Origin of the sequence: Paractinoplanes rhizophilus, assembly GCF_042664765.1 — a bacterium.
Taxonomy (GTDB): domain Bacteria; phylum Actinomycetota; class Actinomycetes; order Mycobacteriales; family Micromonosporaceae; genus Actinoplanes; species Actinoplanes rhizophilus.
Genome location: NZ_JBHTBJ010000005.1, coordinates 47620 through 67948, shown reverse-complemented (window position 1 = coordinate 67948; position 20329 = coordinate 47620). Strand labels below are relative to the sequence as shown.

Here is a 20329-nt window from a genome sequence, read left to right as displayed (position 1 = left end):
GGTCTAGGAGATCCGCTTCGCGAGGCCCTGGGTCAGCTGCCACCAGCGGGTCGGGGTGATCCGCACCAGCCAGTCGGCCGCCCTGGCCTCGCGCGTGATCACCAGCCGGGGCTTGCGCGACTGGATGGCCGCGACGATTCGCCGGGCCGCCTCCTCGGGCGGCATGGTCAGCGCCTTCTCGGCGAACTTGCGCGCCTGCGCGGCCTGCTCGCCGCCGGGGTCGGCGCCACTGATCCGGGCGTTCGCCGCGATGTTGGTCTTGATGCCGCCCGGGTGCACCACGGTCACGCCGACGCCCAGCGGCTCGAGCTCGTGGCGCAGCGCCTCGGTGAACCCGCGCACACCGAACTTGCTGGTCGCGTACGCGACCTGGCCGGGCGGCCCGATCAGTCCGAAGAGGCTGGAGACGTTGACCAGGTGGGTGCCGGGCCGGGCCAGCAGCTGCGGCAGGAACGCCTTGGTCATCCGGATCACCGCGTGCAGGTTGATCTCGAGGAGCCACTCGATGTCGGCCATCCGGTTCTGCTCGAACGTGCCGGTCAGCGACACCCCCGCGTTGTTGATCAGAAGATCGACCCCGCCGTGGCGGGAGGCGATCTCGGCGGCCAGGTCCAGCCGGTCGCCGCCATCGCTCAGATCGACGACGTACGTCGTGACCGAGCCGGCCCCGACCTCGCGCGCCAGCGCCGCGACCCGCTCGAGCCTTTCGGCGTCCCGGTCGAGCAGCGCCAGCACCGCCCGCCGCTTCGCCAGGTCGAGGGCGAGGGCGGCGCCTATCCCGCTGGCCGCGCCGGTGATCAGGCAGGTGCGCCCGGCGAACGCGAAGCGCTGCATCTCAGACCGCCCCGGGGACGTCAGCCGGATCACTCATCCGTCCATTATCGGGGCGGGGCACCGTAAGCTGCGGATCATGACCGCGCCTCGCTCGCTCGGACCGCTGGTTACCTCGCAGGCGGTGCTGGCCCCGCTCACCGATGCCGCCATGTTCCTGGTCGCGACCGTCCGCGAGGGTGGCGAGGCCACCGTCCGGGAGTTGCTCGAGGACATGAGCGCGCTGCAGCGCACGGTCGGGTTCCGGTTGCCGGGCGCGAAGCTGTCCTGCGTCACCGGGATCGGGGCCGAGCTGTGGGACCGGCTGTTCACCGCGCCGCGGCCGGCCGGGCTGCATCGGTTCCGGGCGTGGCGGGGCCCGAAGCACAGTGCGCCGTCGACCCCCGGCGACCTGCTCTTCCACATCCGGGCCGGGCAGATGGACGTCTGCTTCGAGCTGGCCAGCAAGATCGCCGACCGGCTGCGGGACGTGGCCGACATCGTCGACGAGACGCACGGCTTCAAGTACTTCGACGAGCGTGACCTGCTCGGCTTCGTCGACGGCACCGAGAACCCGAGCGCCGCCGAGGCCGGCCCGCACGTGCTGATCGGCGACGAGGATTCCGAGTACGCCGGCGGCAGCTACGTTCTGGTGCAGAAATACCGGCACGATCTGCGGGCGTGGAACGCGTTGACGGTCGAGCAGCAGGAAGCGGCGATCGGGCGTACCAAGCTGGACAACGTCGAGATCCGGGACAAGGCGCCCAACTCGCACGTCGAGCTCAACACGGTCGAGGACCCGGACGGCAACGAGCTCAAGATCCTGCGGGACAACATGCCGTTCGGCTCGATCAAGGACGGCGAGTTCGGGACGTACTACATCGCGTACGCGTCCACGCCGGACGTGCCCGAGCTGATGCTGCGCCGGATGTTCCTGGGCGAGCCGTACGGGACGTACGACCGGATCCTCGACTTCTCGACGGCCGTGACCGGTTCGCTGTTCTTCGTCCCTACCGCCGCGTTCCTGGACGACCTGCCTGAGTGATCATCGCCGTCAGATCGGCCAGGCCGCGCAGGCCGACATCGCCGCTCAGACCGCGCAGAGCCGCGGTGTGCGCGCCGGCCGCCCGGGCCGCCTCGAGGCCGACCTCGGCGTCCTCGACCACCAGGCAGTTCTCGGCCGGGACGCCGAGCATCCGGGCGGCGAGCAGATAGCCTGCCGGGTCGGGTTTGCCGGCCGGCACGTCGTCGGTGGTCACCAGGACCCGCGGGGTGATGCCGGCCGCGGTCAGCCGGGCCTTGGCCAGCCGCTCGTCCGCGCTGGTCACGACCGCCCAGGGCAGGCCAAGGCGATCCAGCGTCGCGATCAGCTCGAGCGCGCCGGGCGTGGCCATCACATCCGCCAAATCGTCGTATTGCAGCTCGAGTTGCCGCGTTGCCGCCCGGCGGATCTCGTCGTCGCCGAGGTGGGACAGCAGCTTGCGGACGGTGGTCTCGCTGGGACTGCCGTGCGCCATCCGGTAGGTGGCGGGACCGTCCGCGCCGTACTCGGCCGCCCAGGCCAGCCAGGAACGCTCGACCGCGCGGTCGGAGTCGACCAGCGTGCCGTCCATGTCGAAGAGGATCGCCCGGATGTCGTTGAGAATCGCCCGGATGTCGTTGAGATCGGCCACCGGTCGAGCGTGGCACAGGGCCGCGCCCGGTTGCCCGGTCGCGGCCCGAGTGTGGCGCTGCTGTCAGCGGCCGGTCGTGGTGCTCCGGCGGGAGGTGCCGCGACGGGCGGGGGCCGGTTCGGTGGGCTGGCGGGCCGAGGTGGCGCGGCCGGTGGTGGACACGCGCCCGGCGGTGGAGGCGTTGCCGGTGGTGGACGCGCGGCCCGTGGTGGATGTGCGGCCGGTGGATGTGCGGCCGCTGGTATTGCTGGCCGCGCTCGCGGCCTTGGCGGCGGTCGTGCGGGCGGCGGTGGCTGTCGCGGCCGTCTTGGCGGGTACGGCCTTGGCCGGCGCGGCGGTCTTGGCCGGCTCCCTGGTCCCGGCCGCCGGCGTGGTCTTGGCGGCGGTCGTCTTGGCTGCTGTGGTCTTGGCCGCTGTGGTCTTGGCTGCTGTGGTCTTGGCCGGCGTCCCGGCGCGGGTGGTGTGGCGGGCCGGTGGGGTTTCCGCGACCGGCTCGGCAGCGGGTGCGACCGGCTCGGCGGCGGGCGCGGGCGTGGCCGAAGGGGCCGACGCGATCGCCGTCACGGTGGCGAGCTGCGCGGTCTGGTCGCGTTCCTTCTCGCGGCGCACCAGCTCGGCGAGGACGGCCTTGTCGTACTTGGCCTCGCTGTCGCCGGCGCGGCTCTTGGCCTTGGCGGCCTTGGCGACGGCCTTCTTGTGCGCCTTGGTCAGGCGCGCCCGGTCGCGCTCCTGCGTCTTGAGCGCGCGCTTGAGCCGCTTGGCCTCGGCCTCGGCGTTGCGCAGCGCCTGTTTCTGCTGCCGGGTGAGCTCGGCGTTGGTGCGGAGGCGGTTGTCCAGTTCCGTCACGGCCTGCCGGGCCTTCTCGGCGGCTGCGCCGGCCGCCGCGGCCTGGGCACGACGGCGATCGAGCTGAGGGGTGGTCACGAGCTCTCCCTTCCGTGTGCACCTGCGGCCATGCCCGGCGCGCGACGTCAGGGTTGGGGCTCCTCGACGACTGCCTCGGCGTTACGAGCGCGCCGGCGTCTTATGTGCCGGAGGTGCAATGTGATGTAGGCGGCCACCGCGAGGGTGATGATGCCGATCGCCCACCATTTGTAGCGGTGTGCGTGCTCGATGATCTCGACGAGATGGGTACCGAACACGTACGCGACACCCGTCCACCAACCGACCCACAGCGCCGCACCGATCGTGTTGTAGATCAGAAAGGTGCGCCAGGGCATCGCGGTGAGCCCCGCGATCACGCCGTTGAACTGCCGGAGTCCATCGATGAAACGGGCGATGACAACGATACGACCTCCGCGTCGCGCGAAGAAGCCCTCGGCCCGGGCCAAACGCTCGGGCGTCAGGAACACGTACTTGCCCCACCGGTGCACCGCTTTGCGACCGCCGCGGACCCCGATCCAGTAGCCGACGTTGTCGCCGAGGACCGCCGCCACGAACGCGATCGCGGCCACGCCGAAGATGTTCAGCCGGCCCGCACCGGCGTAGATGGCCGCGGCCACCATGATCGTCTGACCCGGCGCCGGCACCCCGAAGCTCTCGACGCCGATCAGCGCCGCCACGGCGGTGTAACCCCAGCGATCGAGAAGCGGGGCGACTCCGTGCAGGAATCCGGGAAGCTCGGCAGTAGGTGGCATCGGCTAACACGGTAGCCGGAGGGGAGGCCGCCAAACCTGCGGAGTCACTTCTGTGGCTGATCCTCCGATCTCCCCGATCGTGTGAAACCACCTGTTTCCCCGCCGGTGCCCGAATCGCGTGGGGCGGGGGCGGGGTGGCGAGAACCGGGGCGGATCTGTGAGAGTCGCTGGAGTGATCAAGCGTTCCGGTTTGGCCCTGGCCGCCCTCGCGGTCGGCACGTTCGCGATCGGCATGACCGAGTTCGTGATCACCGGCCTGCTGCCCGACATCGCGTCCGACCTGCACGTCTCGATCCCCACGGCCGGGTTGCTCGTCTCCGGGTACGCGCTCAGCGTGCTGGCCGGCGGGCCGCTGCTGACCTACTTCGTCGCGCACCGCCGCCGCAAGCCGGTGCTGATCTGGCTCCTGGGGTTCTTCGTCGCCGGCAACGTGCTGTGTGCGCTCGCGCCCTCGTACTCGGTCATGCTCAGCGGCCGGATCGTGGCCGCGCTCGGCCACGGCGCCTTCATCGGGTTCGCCACCATCGTCGCCGGCGACCTCGTGTCGCCCGCGCGGCGCAGCAGCGCAATCGCCGCGATGCTCAGTGGGCTCACCGTGGCCAACGTCGCGGGCGTCCCGCTGGGCACCCTGCTGGGGCAGCAGCTCGGCTGGCGGTCGACATTTTGGGCGATGGCGCTGCTCGGTCTGGTCGCGGCGGCGGCCACGGCCGCGTTCGTGCCGGCCATGGCGGTCACCGGCGTGGCGCGCGCCCAACTGGCCGCCTTCCGCAGCCCGGCGGTGTGGCTGGCGCTCGGCATGACGGCGCTCGCCTTCGGCGCCGTCTACGCGCCGTTCACCTACGTGGCGCCGCTGATGACCGACGTGGCCGGGTTCGCCGACGGCGCGCTGCCGTGGCTGCTGGCGCTCTTCGGGCTCGGGCTGGTGCTGGGCAACGTGATCGGGGCGCGCGGCGCGGACAAGCGTCTGATGGGGACGATCGTCACGGCGTCGGTGGCGATGCTCGTGGTGCTGGTCGCGTTCGCGTGGACCGCGCACGCCAAGGCGCCGGCGACGGTCACCCTCTTCCTGCTCGGGGTGGCCGCGTACGCCACCGTGCCGGGCCTGACCACGCGGGTGATCACGGCGGCCGGCGACGACGCGCAGAACCTGCTGGCCTCCTCGGCCGCGGTCTCCGCCTTCAACCTCGGGAACGCGGCCGGCGCCTATTTCGGCGGCCTGGCCATCACCGCGGGCTGGGGTTACGACGCGACGCCGCTGGTGGGCGCGGCCATGGAGGTGGGCGCGCTCGGACTCGCGGTGGCGCTCATCGTCACTGCCCGCCGCGGCGCGGTCACTCGCATCGGCGCCCCGCCGCTGGCCTGAAAGCATCCGGGTCCACGCGGCTCGCCGGAAAAGCATACGGCCGGCCCGAACCGGGCCGGCCGCACGCTGGTTCTGGGGTGCGTCGCTCAGATCTCGTCGCCGGCCAGCTGGCCCCGCAGCTTGGTAAGTGCCTTGGTGAGCAGGCGGCTGACGTGCATCTGGGAGATGCCGATCTGGTCGGCGATCTGCGACTGGGTGAGGTTGCCGTAGAAGCGCAGGGTGAGGATCTTCTGCTCGCGCTCGTCGAGGGTGGCCAGGGCGGGGCCGAGGGCGACGCGGGTTTCGGCGAGCTCGTATTCGTGGTCTTCGCCGCCGAGGGTGTCGCCGAGCTCGGTGGTGCCGTCGGCGGAGATCGGGGTGCTCAGCGAGGTGGCGTTGTAGGCGCGGGCGCCTTCGAGGCCTTCGAGGACGTCTTCCTCGGTGATGCTCAGGTGGGCGGCGATGTCGGCGACGGTCGGGGAGCGGCCGAGGCTGTGGGTCAGGGTGCTGTTGGCCTCGGTGATGGCGAGGCGGAGTTCTTGCAGGCGGCGGGGCACGCGGACGGACCAGGTGCGGTCGCGGAAGTGGCGTTTGATCTCGCCGATGATGGTGGGGATGGCGTAGCCGGCGAAGTCGACGCCGCGGTCGGGGTCGAACTTGTCGACGGCTTTGATGAGGCCGACGGTGGCGGTCTGGATCAGGTCGTCGGTGGGCTCGCCGCGGCCGGAGTAGCGGTTGGCGAGGTGGCGGGCCAGGGGCAGCCAGGCCTCGATCGCTTTGTCGCGCAGTGCGGCACGGGACGGATGGCCGATCGGCATCGCGGCCATCGCGTTGAGCAGCTCGGCGGCGCTGTCCGCCGGGGCCTCGGCAGCCGCCGTGGCGGCCGGCGAGATTTGCGACGTCTCGGTGACGGTCATGCTTGGTCCTCCCTGGCACCTCTCCGGAGAGCCGGTCCCGTTTGTCCGTGGGACCCGGTCGGTCGGGTGTCCCTATCAGCGGTCGACGCGATCAATCAGATCGCCTCCGACCGAGCACATTAGGCCGTTCGGATACCCAGACATTAACTGAGAGGACGAGAAAAGACTAGCCGAAAGTATGAGTGACTTTGCGTGATGACAAGTAATACGGATCGATCAACAGATCGCCATCACCGTATCGGCCCATCCTCCAAATCGCCCGATCCGGGCAGGATGGAGGCCATGACTTCGCTGCCGGCCTCGGTTCCGTACCCGTTGGCCGCGGAGATATGCCGGTGGACGCTGGCCACCTACGGCGAGCTGCGCGGCCTGCGGGCCGAGCTGCGCGACGCGCTGGCCGGGTCGGCCGAGACCGGCGACGTCACCGACCGGATGACGGTGGTGGCCAACGAGCTCGCCACCAACGCGCTGCGGCACGGCCTGCCGCCGACCGTCGTGCGGCTGCTCCGCCAGGGCGACCGCCTGATCATCGACGTCGCCGACCACGACCGCGACGCCGAGCCGCGGGTCGCCGAGGACCGCCCGCTCGGGGCCGGTGGCCTCGGCCTGCAGCTCACCAGGTCGTTCGCGGCCGACGTCGGGTGGTACGCCACCGATGCCACCAAACACGTCTGGGCCAGCTTCGCGAGCTGATCGCGGCGACTGCTGGTAGAAAGTCCCCGTGGCGGACTCGTACAAGATCGGCCGAAGGCGGGCGGCCGACGGCTCCACAACACTCCTGCACCTCGGCGGTGAGCTGGACATCTCCGCCCGCGACGAGCTGCGCGCGGCCATCCTCGCGGCGCTGGCCGACGGCGACGTCGTGATCGACCTCGACGCCGTGACCTTCATCGACTCCGAGGCCCTGGGCGCGCTGATCGACGGCTACAACGAGGCCCGCGCCAAGCCCGCCGGCTACCGCGTCGTCAACGCGAACGGTCTGGTCGCCCGCGTGCTCAAGGTGTCCGGCGTGCTGGAGTTGTTCGGCGCGTAGCCAGGTCCGGCCGGCACGTGGGAGCGAGGCGAGGGTGACCAACCGGACGGACGTACCCGTCGCCCTGCTCCTCGCGTCGGCGCTGCTCGCCGGCGTCCTGCTAGTGGGAACGCACCTCCGCCGCCGCGCCGGGATCGGTCCGGGGAACAACCAAGGTGATCCGGCGGGGGATCGGCGGCGGTGGTGCGCCCAACACAGTCAGTCTTATCGATGCGATTCGTAACATGCAAGCAATCTGAGTTACGGAACCGCGTGTCAGAGCAGCATGCCGCCCGACGCCTCGATGCGCTGGCCGGTGATCCACTTGGTGTTGTCGGCGAGCATGGCGACCATGACGCCGGCGATGTCGTCCGGCTCGCCGAGCCGGCCGAAGGCGATCTGGCTGCTGACGTGGGCGCGGATCTGGTCGTTGTCGCGCAGCAGGCCGCCGCCGAAGTCGGTGGCCGTGGCGCCCGGGGCCACCACGTTGACGCTGATGCCGCGGGGGCCCAGCTCCTTCGCGAGGTAGCGGGTGAACGTCTCCACGGCGCTCTTGACCGAGCCGTACACGGCGTAGATGCCCTCGCCGGTGAAGCGGGCCAGGCCGGTCGACACGTTGAGGATCCGGCCGCCGTCGGCGATGACCGGCAGCAGGGCCTGGGTCAGGAAGAACATGCCGCGGAAGTGCACGTTGACCAGCTCGTCGAACGCCTCGACCGGGAAGTCGGCGATCTTGCCGCCGACGCCGACGCCGGCGTTGTTGACGAGGAAGTCGAAGGTCTCCCGGCCGAACCGGTCGCGCAGCACCGCGCGCAGCTCCTCGACGAAAGCCGGGTACGAGCCGAGATCGCCGACGGTCAGCTTGAGGGCGACCGCGTCGATCTTCTCGCCCGGGTCGTCCCGGTAGGTGTAGATGACCTCGACGCCGTCCGCGATGAGGGCCTCGGCGGTGGCCCGGCCGAGTCCGCGGTTGCCGCCGGTGATCAGGGCGATTTTGGGCATGGTGGTGCCTTCCTGTGTCGAAAAGGGGCGTTTCTAGTGGCCGACGGCCGCGAGGAGCTGGAGCTTCTCGTGGCTCGGCGACCCGGGTACGGCGGTGAAGACCAGCAGCACCTGCGACTGGCCGGGATCGAGCAGGGTCTGGCAGTACAGCTCGAGCTCGCCGAGCGAGGGGTGGACGAAGCGCTTGCGGTCGAGATGGGTGACGCCGACCTCGTGCGTGGCCCACACCTCGGCGAACTCGGGGCTGATCGCGAGCAGGGCGTCGACGATCTCCGCGGCCCGGCCGCCGGGCGCCGCCGCGTACACCTCGCGCAGCTGGGAGGTGAAGACCCGGGCGTGGGTCGGGTGGTCCTCGAACGGGTAGATCCGCCGAGCGTCCGGGTCGGTGAACCAGCGGTAGACCATGTAGCGGTCGAGGCCGGTGAACTCGGTCTCGACGCCGACCAGCGCCGCCGCCGGAGCGGTCTGCGCCAGCGTCTCGCCGAAGCGCGAGATCACCATGGCCGGGGTGTCGGCGAGCCGGTCGAAGATCCGCATCATGCCCGGCCCGATGTGATCCTCGCGCAGCATCCGCTGCGGCGCGGGGTGCCCGCCCAGGCGGAACAGGTGATCGCGTTCGTCGAGCGAGAGGTGCAGGGCGCGGGCCAGCGCGGCGAGCATCTGCTCGGACGGGACCGGGCCGCGCTGCTGCTCGATGCGGCCGTAGTAGTCGGCGGACATGCCGGCCAGCGCGGCGACCTCCTCGCGGCGCAGCCCGCCGGTGCGGCGGCGCTGCCCGCGCGGCAGCCCCACGTCCTCCGGCTGGAGCGCCTCGCGGCGGGTGCGGAGAAAGTCGGCCAGTTGCGCCCGGTCCATCTGATCAGCCTCCCGTGTCGAACGACTCAAGAGTGGCTCGAACCGGAAACTTGAGGAAGGCCGGATTCAACCGGGGACAAGTTGTCCCCGGCTGACGGGGGATCACTCCGGCGGATCGGGCCGGCCCGGCCACGGGCGGCGCCGCAGCATGGCCTGCGGCGCGGTGTGCACCGCCGCCTGGCGCAGGTCGACGTCCTCGATCATCGACCGCGCGACCTCCTCGGCCAGCTCGCGATTTCGCACCGCGGCGCCCAGCGCGAGCCGCTGCGCCTCGAACGCCGCGTCCAGATCGGCGCTCGGCCCGGCGGCGGCCTGGGCCGCGATCCGCCGGCCCCGCGCACGCATCTGCTCGTCCGCGGCGCGCTCGGCGGTCAGGTCGAACCGGAGCCGCCGGGTCAGCCAGCCGATCGTGGTGCCCTGGATCAGCAGCGTCCCCAGCGTGACGAACAGCGCGATCGCCAGGATCGCTGTGCGGCCCGGCACCTTCTCGGGGATCGAGCCGGCCGCGGCCAGGGTCAGGATGCCGCGCATGCCGATCCAGCCGACCAGCAGCGTCTCCTTCCGGGTGGGCGGGCCGAGCGGCTCACCGCCGCGATGCCGGCGGCGCTTGCGGATCTCCTCGAGCCGGGCGCGGTACCGCTCGTCGTGCTCGATCCGGCGCCGCATCAGGCGGTCCTTGATCGTGTAGCGGCCGAACAGGACGTACACCGCGAGCAGCCGGAACAGGATCGCCACCACGAGCAGCACCCCGGCCGCGACCAGTGTGCGGGCCAGGCCCGGCTCCGCCGAGTCGGCCAGGTCGACCAGCACGAACCGGAGCTGGAAGCCGATGTACGCGAAGACGAACGTCTCCAGCAGAAAGTCGACGACCGGCCAGAAGTTCTCCTCCTGCAACCGCGTGCGGTAGGCCCCCGGGTACTGATGCTTGGGATCGAGCGTCAGGTTCGTGCTCACGATGAACGCCGCCGCCACGACCGCGAGGATGCCCGACGCCTCCACCTCCTCGGCGACCAGGAACGCGGTGAACGGCAGCAACAGCACCAGCGTGGTTTCCAGCGTGGCGTTGCCGAGCCGTTTGCGCAGATACAGCGTCGCCACCGCGAACAGGGCGCCGATCCCGATCCCGACGAACGCGTTGCGCAGCAGCTCCAGCGCGCCGTGGCCCCAGGTCTCGTGCTCGCCGTTGACCGCGCCGACCGCGATGGCGAACAGGGTCAGCGCGGTCGCGTCGTTGACCAGGCTCTCGCCGGTCAGGATCGAGGTGACCCGCTTCGGCAGCCCGATCTCATCGCCGTGCGACACCGTGGTGATCGTGTCGGGCGGCGCGAGCACGGCGCCGAGCACGAACGCGGCGGCGCCCATCGACGGCAGCAGCCAGGAGGCGACCGTGCCGAGCAGGCCGGTGGTCAGCAGCACGAGCACCACGCCGAGCGTGATGACCGGGCCCAGGTTGGCGCCGAACGCCGAGAACGACGCCCCGCGGGTCGCCGAATAGAGCAGCGGCGGCACCACCACCGCGAGGATGAACTCGCTCTCCAGTTCGAGCCGCGGCACCCCGGGGATGAACGAGGCGGCCGCCGCCAGCACCACGATGATCAGGCCCGGTTCCAGGTTGCGTTTCCGGGCGATCGCCGAGATCGCGATGCCGGCACCGATGATCAGCAGGAGTTGCACGCCGTCCACGAAGATCAGGCTAGTTCGGACGGCCCCATGACGGTGGAAGCCCGGTATGCTTCCCGACGGGCCGTGACTGGCGCGTTCGGATGGGCCAACCATCGGGGAGCGGCCCCGTCGTCACGACGTCTTGCCGTGCGCCTGGGCCTCTTCCGCCGTGATAGGGAGGTCCCATGCCTGAGTTGAACGCCGAATCCAGCGCCTTCCGCGCCGCGCTCGAGGTCGTCCGCTCCGTCGAGCCGCGCATCGCCGACGCGATCGCCAAGGAGCTGCACGACCAGCGCGAGTCCCTCAAGCTGATCGCCAGCGAGAATTACGCCTCCCCGGCGGTGCTGCTGGCGATGGGCAACTGGCTCTCCGACAAGTACGCGGAGGGCACGATCGGCCGACGCTTCTACGCCGGCTGCCAGAACGTCGACACCGTCGAGGCGATCGCCGTCGAGCACGCGAAGGCGCTGTTCGACGCGCCGTACGCGTACGTGCAGCCGCACTCGGGCATCGACGCGAACCTGGTCGCGTACTGGGCGATCCTCGCCGACCGGGTCGAGGTTCCGTTCCTCAAGAAGTTCGAGAAGCGCCAGGTCAACGAGCTCACCGACGCCGAGTGGGCCGAGCTGCGCGCGGCGTTCGGCAACCAGCGCATGCTGGGCATGTCGCTCGACGCCGGCGGCCACCTCACCCACGGCTTCCGCCCGAACATCTCCGGCAAGATGTTCGACCAGCGCAGCTACGGCGTCGACCCGGCCACCGGACAGATCGACTACCAGGCGCTGCGCGAGACCGCCCGCGAGTTCAAGCCGCTGATCATCGTGGGTGGCTATTCGGCGTACCCCCGCAAGGTGAACTTCGCGACCATGCGGGAGATCGCCGACGAGGTCGGCGCCACCTTCATGGTCGACATGGCGCACTTCGCCGGCCTGGTGGCGGGCAAGGTCTTCACCGGCGATCACAACCCGGTCGAGCACGCCCACATCGTCACCACCACCACCCACAAGAGCCTGCGCGGCCCGCGCGGCGGCGCCGTGCTGGCCCAGCCCGAGCTGGCCGATCAGGTCGACCGGGGCTGTCCGATGGTCCTCGGCGGCCCGCTCAGCCACGTCATGGCGGCCAAGGCGATCGCCTTCGCCGAGGCCCGCCGCCCCGAGTTCGCGACCTACGCCCAGCAGATCGTCACCAACAGCCAGGCGCTGGCCGAGGGCCTGCTGAAGCGCGGTGTCCGGCTGGTCAGCGGCGGCACCGACAACCACCTGGTCCTGCTCGACGTGCATCCGTTCGGCCTCACCGGTCGCCAGGCCGAGCAGGCCCTGCTGACCAGCGGCGTGGTCACCAACCGCAACGCCATCCCGCAGGACCCGAACGGCGCCTGGTACACCTCCGGCATCCGGATCGGCACGCCCGCCCTCACGTCCCGGGGCCTGGGCGTCGCCGAGATGGACCAGATCGCCGAGCTGATCCACACGGTTCTCGCGAACACCTCGTCCGCCGAGGGCTCCAAGGCCAAGTACGTCCTGGACCCGGCCCTGGCCGACCGGGTGAGCAAGCAGGCGACCGAGCTGCTGGCGCCGTTCCCGCTCTACCCCGAGGTCGACCTGGGCTGAATTCACCGCGCGGATCGCTAAGGCGCGGCCGGGTGGCATCCGATTCTTGGGGCCGACCCGGTAGCGAACAGGAGCGGTCATGGATCAGATCATGGACAACGCCTATGCCGTGACCAGCAATGTGTTCGGTCCGGAGTCGGGCATTCCGTGGTGGGCATGGCTGTTCGTGGTCGCCGCGATCATGTTCAAGATGCTGGTGCCCGAGCCGACGACCGCGCGGGACCGCGCGGCCGAACGCGACCAAATGATGCTCGACGAGCTGCTCGGCGGCGGTCCGGGCGGCAAGAAGGGCAAGAAGGACAAGAAGCGGAAGAAGTGACGTACGGCCGGCCCCGAGCCCGGGGCCGGCCGTCGCTCACGCTGTTTCCGGTGGCGGGGCCGCGCCCGTCATGATCGCCACCGCGTCCGACATCGAATGCGACTTCGGGGTGATCACCGCGACCCGGCGGCCGAGGCGCTGGATGTGGATGCGGTCGGCCACCTCGAAGACGTGCGGCATGTTGTGGCTGATCAGGATCACCGGCAGGCCGCGGTCGCGGACGTCGCGGATCAGCTGCAGGACGCGGTTGCCCTCCTTGACGCCGAGCGCCGCGGTCGGCTCGTCGAGGATCACCACCTTGCTGCCGAACGCGGCCGAGCGGGCCACCGCGACCGCCTGCCGCTGGCCGCCGGAGAGCGACTCGACGGTCTGGCCGATGTTCTGCAGGGTGGCGACGCCGAGCTCGCTCATGTGCCGGCCCGCCTCCGCGCGCATGTGGCTGCGGTCGAGCATGCGGAAGACCGATCCGAGCACGCCGTGCTTGCGCTGCTCGCGGCCGAGGAAGAGGTTGTCGGCGATGTCGAGGCCGGGCGCGACGGCGAGGGTCTGATAGACGGTCTCGATGCCGGCGGCGCGGGCGTCCATCGGCGTACGGAAATGGACCTGCTTCCCGTCCAGCAAGATCGAGCCCTGGTCCGGGATCAGGGCGCCGGACAGCGCCTTGATCAGGCTGGACTTGCCGGCGCCGTTGTCGCCGATCACCGCGAGGATCTCGCCGGGGTAGAGCTCGAGGTCGCTGCCGTCGATCGCTACCACGCGGCCGTAGCGCTTCACCAAGCCGCGGGCTTCGAGGACTGGAGAGGTCACGTCTTCACCTTCCTGATCCACTGGTCGAGCGAGACGGCGATGAGCACCAGCAGGCCGATGGCGAAGCCCTGCCAGACGACCTCGACGCCGGCCAGCTGCAGGCCGTTGCGGAAGACGCCGACGATGAGCGCGCCGATCAGGGTGCCGATCACGCTGCCCCGGCCGCCGAAGAGGCTGGTGCCGCCGAGCACGACCGCGGTGATCGAGTCGAGGTTGTACTCGACGCCGACGTTGGGACTGGCCGAGGCGAGCCGTCCGATGAGGATCCAGCCGCCGACCGCGTAGAGCAGGCCGGCGACGGTGTAGACCGAGAACAGCACCCGCCCGGTCTGGATGCCGGCCAGCCGCGCGGCCTCGACGTCGTCGCCCGTCGCGTACACGTGCTTGCCCCAGGCCGTGCGGGAGAGCACATAGAAGAAGTACGCGAACAGCAGCAACATGATGATCGACCCGTACGTGAGCCGGAAGTTCCCGATCGGGATCGAGTTGCCGGTCCAGGTCATCAGGCCGGGCATGTCCGAGCCGCGGACGGTTTCGCTGTTGCTGACCACCGAGTTCAGCGAGAAGAAGATGGTCAGCGTGCCGAGCGTGACGATGAACGGCGGCAGCTTGATCCGGGTGACCAGCGCGCCGTTGATCGCGCCCATCGCGGTCCCGCAGGCCAGGCCGAGGATCAGCGCGATGATCCCGGGCAGGCCGGCCCTGGTGCAGAACTGCGCCATCAGGACCGAGGAGAAGACCGCGATGGCGCCGGCCGATAGGTCGATGCCGGCGGTCAGGATGATCAGCGTCTGCCCGAGGGCGAGCGTGGCGATGACGGTGACCTGCTGCAGGACCAGGGACAGGTTGGTCGCGGTCAGGAAGCGGCCGTTGACGATCGAGAACGCGATGATGGCGACGATCAGCACGGCCAGCGGCCCGAGGACCGGGTTGCCGTGCAGGAGATGCTGGACGCGCAGGCCGAACGAGTCGTGCCGGCGCACCTCGAAGTCGGAAGCGGTAGCGGTTGCCATGCCTCACCCCCAGCAGTTCTGCTTGCCCCACGTGGAGTCCTTCGCCGCCACGCCGGCCTGCGGGTCGTCGGTGATCAGTTGGACGCCGGTGTCGTAGAAGTCCTTGCCGGGCGTCGCCTGCGGTTTGGTGCCGTTCTTGGCGTACGCGGCGATGGCGTCGACGCCCAGCTGCGCCATCTTGAGCGGGAACTGCATCGAGGTGGCCCCGATGACGCCCTCGGACACGTTGTCCACGCCCGGGCAGCCGCCGTCGATCGAGACGATCACGACGTCCCGGTCCCTACCGGCGTTCTTCAGCGCCTGGTACGCGCCGGCCGCGGCGGGCTCGTTGATCGTGTAGACCAGGTTGATCGACGGGTCCTTCTGGAGCAGGTTCTCCATCGCCGTCCGCCCGCCGTCCTCGGCGCCGTCGGTGACGTCGTGCCCGGCGATCCTCGGGTCGTTCTCGTCACCTATCCGGTTGGGGTCGCCGACCGGGATGCCGAACCCGTCGAGGAAGCCCTGGTCGCGCTTGACGTCGACGGAGACCCCGTTGGCGTTGAGGTCGAGCATGGCGATCTTGGCTTGCTTGCCGTCCGTGGCGAACTTGGCCTTCGCCCATTGCCCGATCAGCTTGCCGGCCTGGTAGTTGTCGGTGGCGAAGGTGGCGTCCGCGGCGTCCGGCGGGTCGACCGGCGTGTCCAGGGCGATCACCAGCATGTCCTGCTCGTGCGCCTTGTCGATGGAGGGCACGATCGCCTTCGAGTCGTTCGGGGTGATCAGGAAGCCCTTGGCGCCGTACGACATCAGGTTCTCGATCGCCTGCACCTGGGCTTCGTTGTCGCCGTCCTGCTTGCCGGCGAAGGTCTGCAGCTCGACGCCCTCGGCCTCGGCCTCGTCCTGGGCGCCCTTCTTCATCTGCACGAAGAACGGGTTGGTGTCGGTCTTGGTGATCAGCCCGACGACATCCTCGCCGGATCCTCGGTTGCACGCGGCGGCCGTCGTCAGGGCCAGTGCCAGCACGGAGCCGGCGGCCACCAGCTTTCCGGCTCTGGACGTGGTGGGATCCCGCATGTCTCCTCCAAACCGATTCAGGTCGAATAGAGAGACACCGATCTCAGGCAGTACACGCCCGCGGAGATTCCCCTGTCAACGATGGGTGCCGGGCAAAAGCACGCCGCGCGAGATCCGGATCCGGAGACCCCGATCCCGCGCGGCGGCGGTGCGTCGGCGATTTACGGGAAGTTCGTCACCGTACGCGGCACGACCTGGTCGGCCGTGGCGGCGGCGCCGATGTTGTTGACGACGTGGTCGATCGTGCCGGAGGCGAGCGAGATGGTGAAGATGTTGTGCAGCCTCACCCCGCCGTTGGCCGGCGCCTGGAACCCGTTGGCCGAATGCACCGCCGGGTTCGCGCTGAAGTAGGCGTAGCTGCCCATGCCCCACGCCTCGTGGCTGGTCACGCTGTCGGCCACCTTGTACGCCGGGTACCCGGTGCCGTCACTGCGCCAGGCGGCGTTGGACGGCGGGTCGTACGGCTGCTCGTTCTGCAGGAAGTAGGTCCGCCCGCCGTTGCCGTTCCAGAGCACCTCGGTCTTCTGGTAGTGCTCGACGAACAGGCCGTACGCGGTGACGTTCTGCCCGTTCACGATCAGGCCGCTGTCCGCGGTGTTGACGGTCCAGCCGTACGTGCCGCCGTTGCCGTGGTCGGCCCGCCACGCCCAGATGTGGTCGATGATCGTGTTGTTGCTGTTGACCAGCAGGCTGTTGGTGGCCTTGCCGGCGATCGAGCCGCCGATCCGGAAGAAGACGTCCTGCACGGTCGTCGGGTTGCCGGAGTGGCCGGCGTTGCTGCCGTTCGGCCCGATGACCAGCAGGTTCGCCGAGTTGGTGGTGCCCGCGTCGAAGAGCAGGCCGGCGATCTTGACGCCGTCCACGTCGGCCACCTGCATCGGGGTGACGCCGTTGTCCGGGATGATGGTCGCGTAGCCGAGCCCCAGGACGACGGTGTTCGCCCGGGTCACGTTGATCGTCTGGTTTACGTGGTAGATGCCCGGCTGGAAGATCAGGTTGAGCCCCTGGGCCAGCGCCTGGTTGATCGTCGCGGCCGAGTCACCCGGTTTGGCCACATAGAACTGCGACAGCGGCAGGCTGGACCCGGCCGTGTTGCCATTGGTCCACGTCGGGCCGCTCGCGTTCGTCCGCAGGCTCGGGACGAACACCGCGTACTGGCCGCCGGTCTGGTACAGGTAGGGCTTCTCCCGGATCACCGGCGCGCTGCCGATCACCGTGTACGGCGGGGTCGGGTAGCTGGCCGGCGGCGCGCCCTGCACGCCCACGAACATCTGGTTCCAGACCGCGTTGGAGTTCGAGCCGATCTGGCTGTTCCGGGTGAACCACTGCTGCTGCGAGTACTGACCCTCGGTGCCGCTGATCCGCGAGTCGGCGATGTACCCGCCCGAGGCCCAGCCGTAGCCGTTCGGCGCGAGGTTGACGCCGCCGTGGACGTCGATCCGGCGGAACGGCGCGGCCTGCGAGACGGCCCAGCGATCGTCCCCGGAGACCGGGTAGAGCGACAGGTTCTCGATCGAGCGCCAGAAGTTCTGCGTGGCGTTGCCCTGGAACCAGCCCGCGTCGACGGTGACGTCGCCGTTGATCCGGACGTCCTGCGGGTTCTGGCCGAGACCGATCACCGAGGTGTAGAAGCCGACCTGGATGTTCAGCCCGTTGTAGGTGCCCGGCTTGAACGCCAGCACGTACCGCTGGTTGCCGAACTGATTGGACTCCTGCTGCCGGAAGATCGTGTCGGCCTGGCTCTGGATCGACGCGCTCGACATGCCCGGGTCGAAGACGATCACGTTGGCGCCCAGCGAGCCGCCCGGCGGTACGGTCGGCCCGGTCGTGGGCGGCGTGGTGGTCGGAGGTGTCGTCGTGCCGCCGCCGTAAACCTTGAACTCCCAGAGCGAGTAGCCGTAGCCGGTGGTGCGCTGGGTGCCGTACATCCGCACGTACCGGCCGGTGCCGTTGACCGTCAGCGACTGGTTGCCGCCGGTGCTCGTCGTCGTCGAATAGATCGAGGTCCAGGTGCTGGCGTTGTCCGAGACCTGGATCTGGAACGCCTTGGCCGCGGCGGTCTCCCAGTTCAGCTCGACCCGGGTGATCGTCTGCGAGCTGCCGAGGTCGACCTGCAGCCACTGCGGGTCGGAGAACGTGGACGACCAGCGGGTGCCGAGGTTGCCGTCGACCGCCTCGGAGGCGAGGTACGCGCCGGCCACCTCGGTCGACGACGCGGTGGCCGGTTTGCCCTGCGAGAGCAGGGTTTCCGCGGCGCTGGCGCCGGCGGTGGTGAAGGCGGCGTACCCGGCGACGACGGCGGCCACGAGGCCGCCGATCGCGCCGAGACGCCAGGGGGAGCGTCTCCGCGGAGGTGCGGAGCTGACGGGGATGGTCATTGCTTCTCCTTGGGCGGGGAACTGCAAGGGGGACTGCTTGCACCCTCGGGGAGGCCGATCTCTCCACATGTACGGGGAGAGCGCTCCCCCGCCGTCGACGCTAAGGAGGGGCGCGCAATCGTGTCCAGAGGTGGCCGAGGTTCCGGAACCGATCGATAACAGCCGTGGTCTTGCGGATGTCACAAGCGGTCGCCATGGCGGTTTGCCCGTTCGGGCATCAGCGCAGCTCAATGGATCGCCGTAACTTCCCGTTCATACGCGGCGAGGCCACCGGCCGACACCGATAACGAAGATCCCGGAACCGGTTCCGGCGCTGATCGGAAAAAGCTCCATCGCGGACATTTGCCCTCGGATGGGCAAGAGAGCGCTTCCCGGATTTCGCTAGGGTGTCGGCTATGCGGCTCGTCCTGACCAGCGACACCCATCTGCCCAAGCGGGCGAAGGACCTGCCGGCGGCACTCTGGGCGGCGATCGGCGAGGCCGACGTCGTGGTGCACGCCGGCGACTGGGTGGATGTGGCCGCGCTGGACGCGCTGCTGGCCCGGGCCGCCCGGCTGATCGCCTGCTACGGCAACAACGACGGACCCGCGCTGCGGGCCCGGCTGCCCGAGATCGCGTACGCCGACGTGGCCGGGCTGCGGATGGCGGTCGTGCACGAGACCGGCCCGGCCCAGCGTCGCGAGGAACGCTGCGCGGCCCGCTTCCCCGGCGTGGACCTGCTGGTCTTCGGCCACTCGCACATCCCGTGGGACACCACCGCGGCCGGCGGTCTGCGGCTGCTCAACCCGGGTTCGCCCACCGACCGGCGGCGACAGCCCTTCGCGACCTTCATGACCGCGACCGTCGCCGCCGGCGAGCTGACCGGGGTGCGCCTGCACCAGCTGCCCCCGCGCTGATGGTCCGGCGCTGATGGTCCGGCGCTGATGGTCCCGCGCTGATGCTCCCCGGCGCCGATGATCCCTCAGGCGCCCCAGCCGGCCTGCGTGCCGCCCGCCCGCTCGGCGATGATCTTCTCGTCGTAGCCGCTTCGCTTGTAGGCGGCGACGGGGTCGGGATCGAGGCCGGCGTCGGCCCGGACCTCGGCCAGCAGTGGGCGAACGTCGGTGTTGTAGGCGTCCATGAGGACGGCGTTGGCCTCCAGGACGTCGCCGGCGTTCTGGGCGGCGGTCAGCGCGTCGCGGTCGACCAGCAGGGCCTTGGCGGTCGCCTCCTGGACGTTCAGCACCGAGCGGATGATGGCCGGAATCTTGCGCTCGATGTTGTGGCACTGGTCGAGCATGAACGCGATGCCGCAGGCCGGGTCCAGGGCGTCGGCGCGGACGATCTCGTACATGATGCGGAACAGCTGGAACGGGTCGGCGGCACCGACCATGAGGTCGTCGTCGGCGTAGAAGCGGCTGTTGAAGTCGAAGGCGCCGAGCTTTCCGGCGCGCAGCAGGAACGCGACGATGAACTCGATGTTGGTGCCGGGGGCGTGGTGGCCGGTGTCGATGCAGACCGTGGCGCGCTCGCCGAGCTCGACGCAGTGCGCGTACGACGTGCCCCAGTCGGGCACGTCGGTAGCGTAGAAGGCCGGCTCGAAGAGCTTGTATTCGAGCAGCATGCGCTGATCCTCGCCGAGCCGGTCGTAGGTCTCGCGCAGGGCGGCGGCCAGGCGGTCCTGGCGGGTCCGCAGGTCGTCCTGGCCGGGGTAGTTGATGCCGTCGGAGAACCAGAGCTTGAGGTCCCGCGAACCGGTCCGGTCCATGATGTCGATCGCCTCGAGCAGGTGATCGGTGGCCTTGCGGCGGATGCCGGGATCCGGGTTGGTGACCGAGCCGAGCTTGTAGTCGTCGTCCTGGAAGACGTTGGTGTTGATCGCGCCGATGGCGACGCCCTGGTCGGCGGCGTAGCGGGCGAGGGCGGCGTAATCGGCCACCTTGTCCCACGGGATGTGCAGCGCGACCGTGGGGGCGACGCCGGTGAAACGGTGCACGGCCGCGGCGTCGGCGATCTTCTCCTCGGGGTTCCGCGGCACCCCCGGCTGGGCGAACACCTTGAACCGGGTGCCGGAGTTCGCGTACGCCCAGGACGGGGTCTCGATGCGCTGCGCGGTGAGCGCGCGCTTGACTGCGGCCAGGTCAGCCATCACGGATCACGCCTCTTCTGGTTCTTCGCCCGCCTGGGACGCCGCCAGGTCGTCGGCCGCACTTGAAATGTTTCACAACGGTAGGTGGCGCCGATCACACCTGTCAAGCAC

At 70.1% G+C, this 20329-nt stretch carries 20 protein-coding genes and 1 riboswitch; of the genes, 7 read left to right on the top strand and 13 right to left on the bottom strand.

What is annotated here, in order from left to right; all coding sequences use genetic code 11:
- Positions 1 to 3: 3 nt before the first annotated feature.
- Positions 4 to 834, bottom strand: a complete 831-nt coding sequence (locus ACFQS1_RS09415) for an SDR family NAD(P)-dependent oxidoreductase (RefSeq protein WP_378965861.1) — start codon at positions 832 to 834, stop codon at positions 4 to 6.
- Positions 835 to 910: 76 nt separating this feature from the next.
- Between ACFQS1_RS09415 and ACFQS1_RS09410 the strand changes: the two genes are divergently transcribed.
- Positions 911 to 1855, top strand: a complete 945-nt coding sequence (locus tag ACFQS1_RS09410; RefSeq protein ID WP_378965860.1) for a Dyp-type peroxidase — start codon at positions 911 to 913, stop codon at positions 1853 to 1855.
- Here ACFQS1_RS09410 and ACFQS1_RS09405 read toward each other — a convergent pair.
- From ACFQS1_RS09405 to ACFQS1_RS09395, 3 genes are all read right to left on the bottom strand, one after another.
- Positions 1821 to 2483 (bottom strand): HAD family hydrolase, encoded by a 663-nt coding sequence (locus tag ACFQS1_RS09405; RefSeq protein ID WP_378965859.1) that lies wholly within the window; start codon positions 2481 to 2483, stop codon positions 1821 to 1823. The two genes, ACFQS1_RS09410 and ACFQS1_RS09405, sit on opposite strands and share 35 nt — an antisense overlap.
- A 63-nt stretch (positions 2484 to 2546) precedes the next feature.
- Positions 2547 to 3407, bottom strand: coding sequence for a hypothetical protein (locus tag ACFQS1_RS09400; RefSeq protein WP_378965858.1), 861 nt, complete (start codon positions 3405 to 3407; stop codon positions 2547 to 2549).
- Between the two features lie 47 nt (positions 3408 to 3454).
- The gene (locus ACFQS1_RS09395; protein WP_378965857.1) at positions 3455 to 4120 is read right to left on the bottom strand and encodes a DedA family protein; all 666 of its coding nucleotides are present in this window, start codon (positions 4118 to 4120) and stop codon (positions 3455 to 3457) included.
- A gap of 172 nt (positions 4121 to 4292) precedes the next feature.
- Here ACFQS1_RS09395 and ACFQS1_RS09390 point away from each other — a divergent pair, with 172 nt between their 5' ends.
- Complete coding sequence (locus tag ACFQS1_RS09390; RefSeq protein WP_378965856.1) at positions 4293 to 5483, top strand: MFS transporter; 1191 nt, start codon at positions 4293 to 4295, stop codon at positions 5481 to 5483.
- A gap of 86 nt (positions 5484 to 5569) precedes the next feature.
- On the opposite strand, the gene ACFQS1_RS09385 is transcribed toward ACFQS1_RS09390, so the two are convergent.
- The gene (locus ACFQS1_RS09385; protein ID WP_378965855.1) at positions 5570 to 6379 is read right to left on the bottom strand and encodes an RNA polymerase sigma factor SigF; all 810 of its coding nucleotides are present in this window, start codon (positions 6377 to 6379) and stop codon (positions 5570 to 5572) included.
- 282 nt (positions 6380 to 6661) lie between these two features.
- On the opposite strand from ACFQS1_RS09385, the gene ACFQS1_RS09380 reads away from it, so the two are divergent.
- Positions 6662 to 7072 (top strand): ATP-binding protein, encoded by a 411-nt coding sequence (locus ACFQS1_RS09380; RefSeq protein WP_378965853.1) that lies wholly within the window; start codon positions 6662 to 6664, stop codon positions 7070 to 7072.
- Between the two features lie 28 nt (positions 7073 to 7100).
- The gene (locus tag ACFQS1_RS09375) at positions 7101 to 7412 is read left to right on the top strand and encodes an STAS domain-containing protein (RefSeq protein ID WP_378965852.1); all 312 of its coding nucleotides are present in this window, start codon (positions 7101 to 7103) and stop codon (positions 7410 to 7412) included.
- 255 nt (positions 7413 to 7667) lie between these two features.
- Here ACFQS1_RS09375 and ACFQS1_RS09370 read toward each other — a convergent pair whose 3' ends face one another.
- The 3 genes from ACFQS1_RS09370 to ACFQS1_RS09360 form a co-directional block, all read right to left on the bottom strand.
- The gene (locus tag ACFQS1_RS09370; protein ID WP_378965851.1) at positions 7668 to 8393 is read right to left on the bottom strand and encodes an SDR family NAD(P)-dependent oxidoreductase; all 726 of its coding nucleotides are present in this window, start codon (positions 8391 to 8393) and stop codon (positions 7668 to 7670) included.
- Positions 8394 to 8426: 33 nt separating this feature from the next.
- Positions 8427 to 9248 carry a helix-turn-helix transcriptional regulator gene (locus ACFQS1_RS09365; protein WP_378965850.1) on the bottom strand — a complete coding sequence of 274 codons (822 nt, stop codon included), beginning with the start codon at positions 9246 to 9248 and terminating at the stop codon, positions 8427 to 8429.
- A gap of 102 nt (positions 9249 to 9350) precedes the next feature.
- A complete protein-coding gene (locus tag ACFQS1_RS09360) occupies positions 9351 to 10931 on the bottom strand; it encodes a cation:proton antiporter (RefSeq protein WP_378965849.1) in 1581 nt (526 codons plus the stop codon).
- A gap of 53 nt (positions 10932 to 10984) precedes the next feature.
- A riboswitch (ZMP/ZTP riboswitch) is annotated at positions 10985 to 11076 on the top strand.
- A 19-nt stretch (positions 11077 to 11095) separates the two neighbouring features.
- On the opposite strand from ACFQS1_RS09360, the gene ACFQS1_RS09355 reads away from it, so the two are divergent.
- Both ACFQS1_RS09355 and ACFQS1_RS09350 read left to right on the top strand, forming a co-directional pair.
- On the top strand, positions 11096 to 12520 hold the full coding sequence (locus ACFQS1_RS09355; protein ID WP_378965847.1) for a glycine hydroxymethyltransferase: 1425 nt from the start codon (positions 11096 to 11098) through the stop codon (positions 12518 to 12520).
- A gap of 79 nt (positions 12521 to 12599) precedes the next feature.
- Positions 12600 to 12839, top strand: coding sequence for a hypothetical protein (locus ACFQS1_RS09350; protein WP_378965846.1), 240 nt, complete (start codon positions 12600 to 12602; stop codon positions 12837 to 12839).
- A 36-nt stretch (positions 12840 to 12875) separates the two neighbouring features.
- On the opposite strand, the gene ACFQS1_RS09345 is transcribed toward ACFQS1_RS09350, so the two are convergent.
- The 4 genes from ACFQS1_RS09345 to ACFQS1_RS09330 form a co-directional block, all read right to left on the bottom strand.
- Positions 12876 to 13646: an ATP-binding cassette domain-containing protein gene (locus ACFQS1_RS09345; protein WP_378965844.1), complete on the bottom strand. Its 771-nt coding sequence runs from the start codon at positions 13644 to 13646 to the stop codon at positions 12876 to 12878.
- A complete protein-coding gene (locus tag ACFQS1_RS09340) occupies positions 13643 to 14659 on the bottom strand; it encodes an ABC transporter permease (protein WP_378965843.1) in 1017 nt (338 codons plus the stop codon). Before ACFQS1_RS09340 ends, ACFQS1_RS09345 begins: the two co-directional genes overlap by 4 nt.
- A gap of 3 nt (positions 14660 to 14662) precedes the next feature.
- Positions 14663 to 15712 carry a sugar ABC transporter substrate-binding protein gene (locus tag ACFQS1_RS09335; protein ID WP_378965842.1) on the bottom strand — a complete coding sequence of 350 codons (1050 nt, stop codon included), beginning with the start codon at positions 15710 to 15712 and terminating at the stop codon, positions 14663 to 14665.
- 161 nt (positions 15713 to 15873) lie between these two features.
- A complete protein-coding gene (locus ACFQS1_RS09330; RefSeq protein WP_378965840.1) occupies positions 15874 to 18090 on the bottom strand; it encodes a galactose-binding domain-containing protein in 2217 nt (738 codons plus the stop codon).
- A 395-nt stretch (positions 18091 to 18485) separates the two neighbouring features.
- Here ACFQS1_RS09330 and ACFQS1_RS09325 point away from each other — a divergent pair, with 395 nt between their 5' ends.
- Entirely contained in the window at positions 18486 to 18986 is a 501-nt protein-coding gene (locus ACFQS1_RS09325; protein ID WP_378965838.1) for a metallophosphoesterase family protein, read from the top strand.
- Between the two features lie 65 nt (positions 18987 to 19051).
- Here ACFQS1_RS09325 and rhaI read toward each other — a convergent pair whose 3' ends face one another.
- Positions 19052 to 20218: an L-rhamnose isomerase gene (gene rhaI / locus ACFQS1_RS09320; protein WP_378966333.1), complete on the bottom strand. Its 1167-nt coding sequence runs from the start codon at positions 20216 to 20218 to the stop codon at positions 19052 to 19054.
- Positions 20219 to 20329 lie beyond the last annotated feature (111 nt).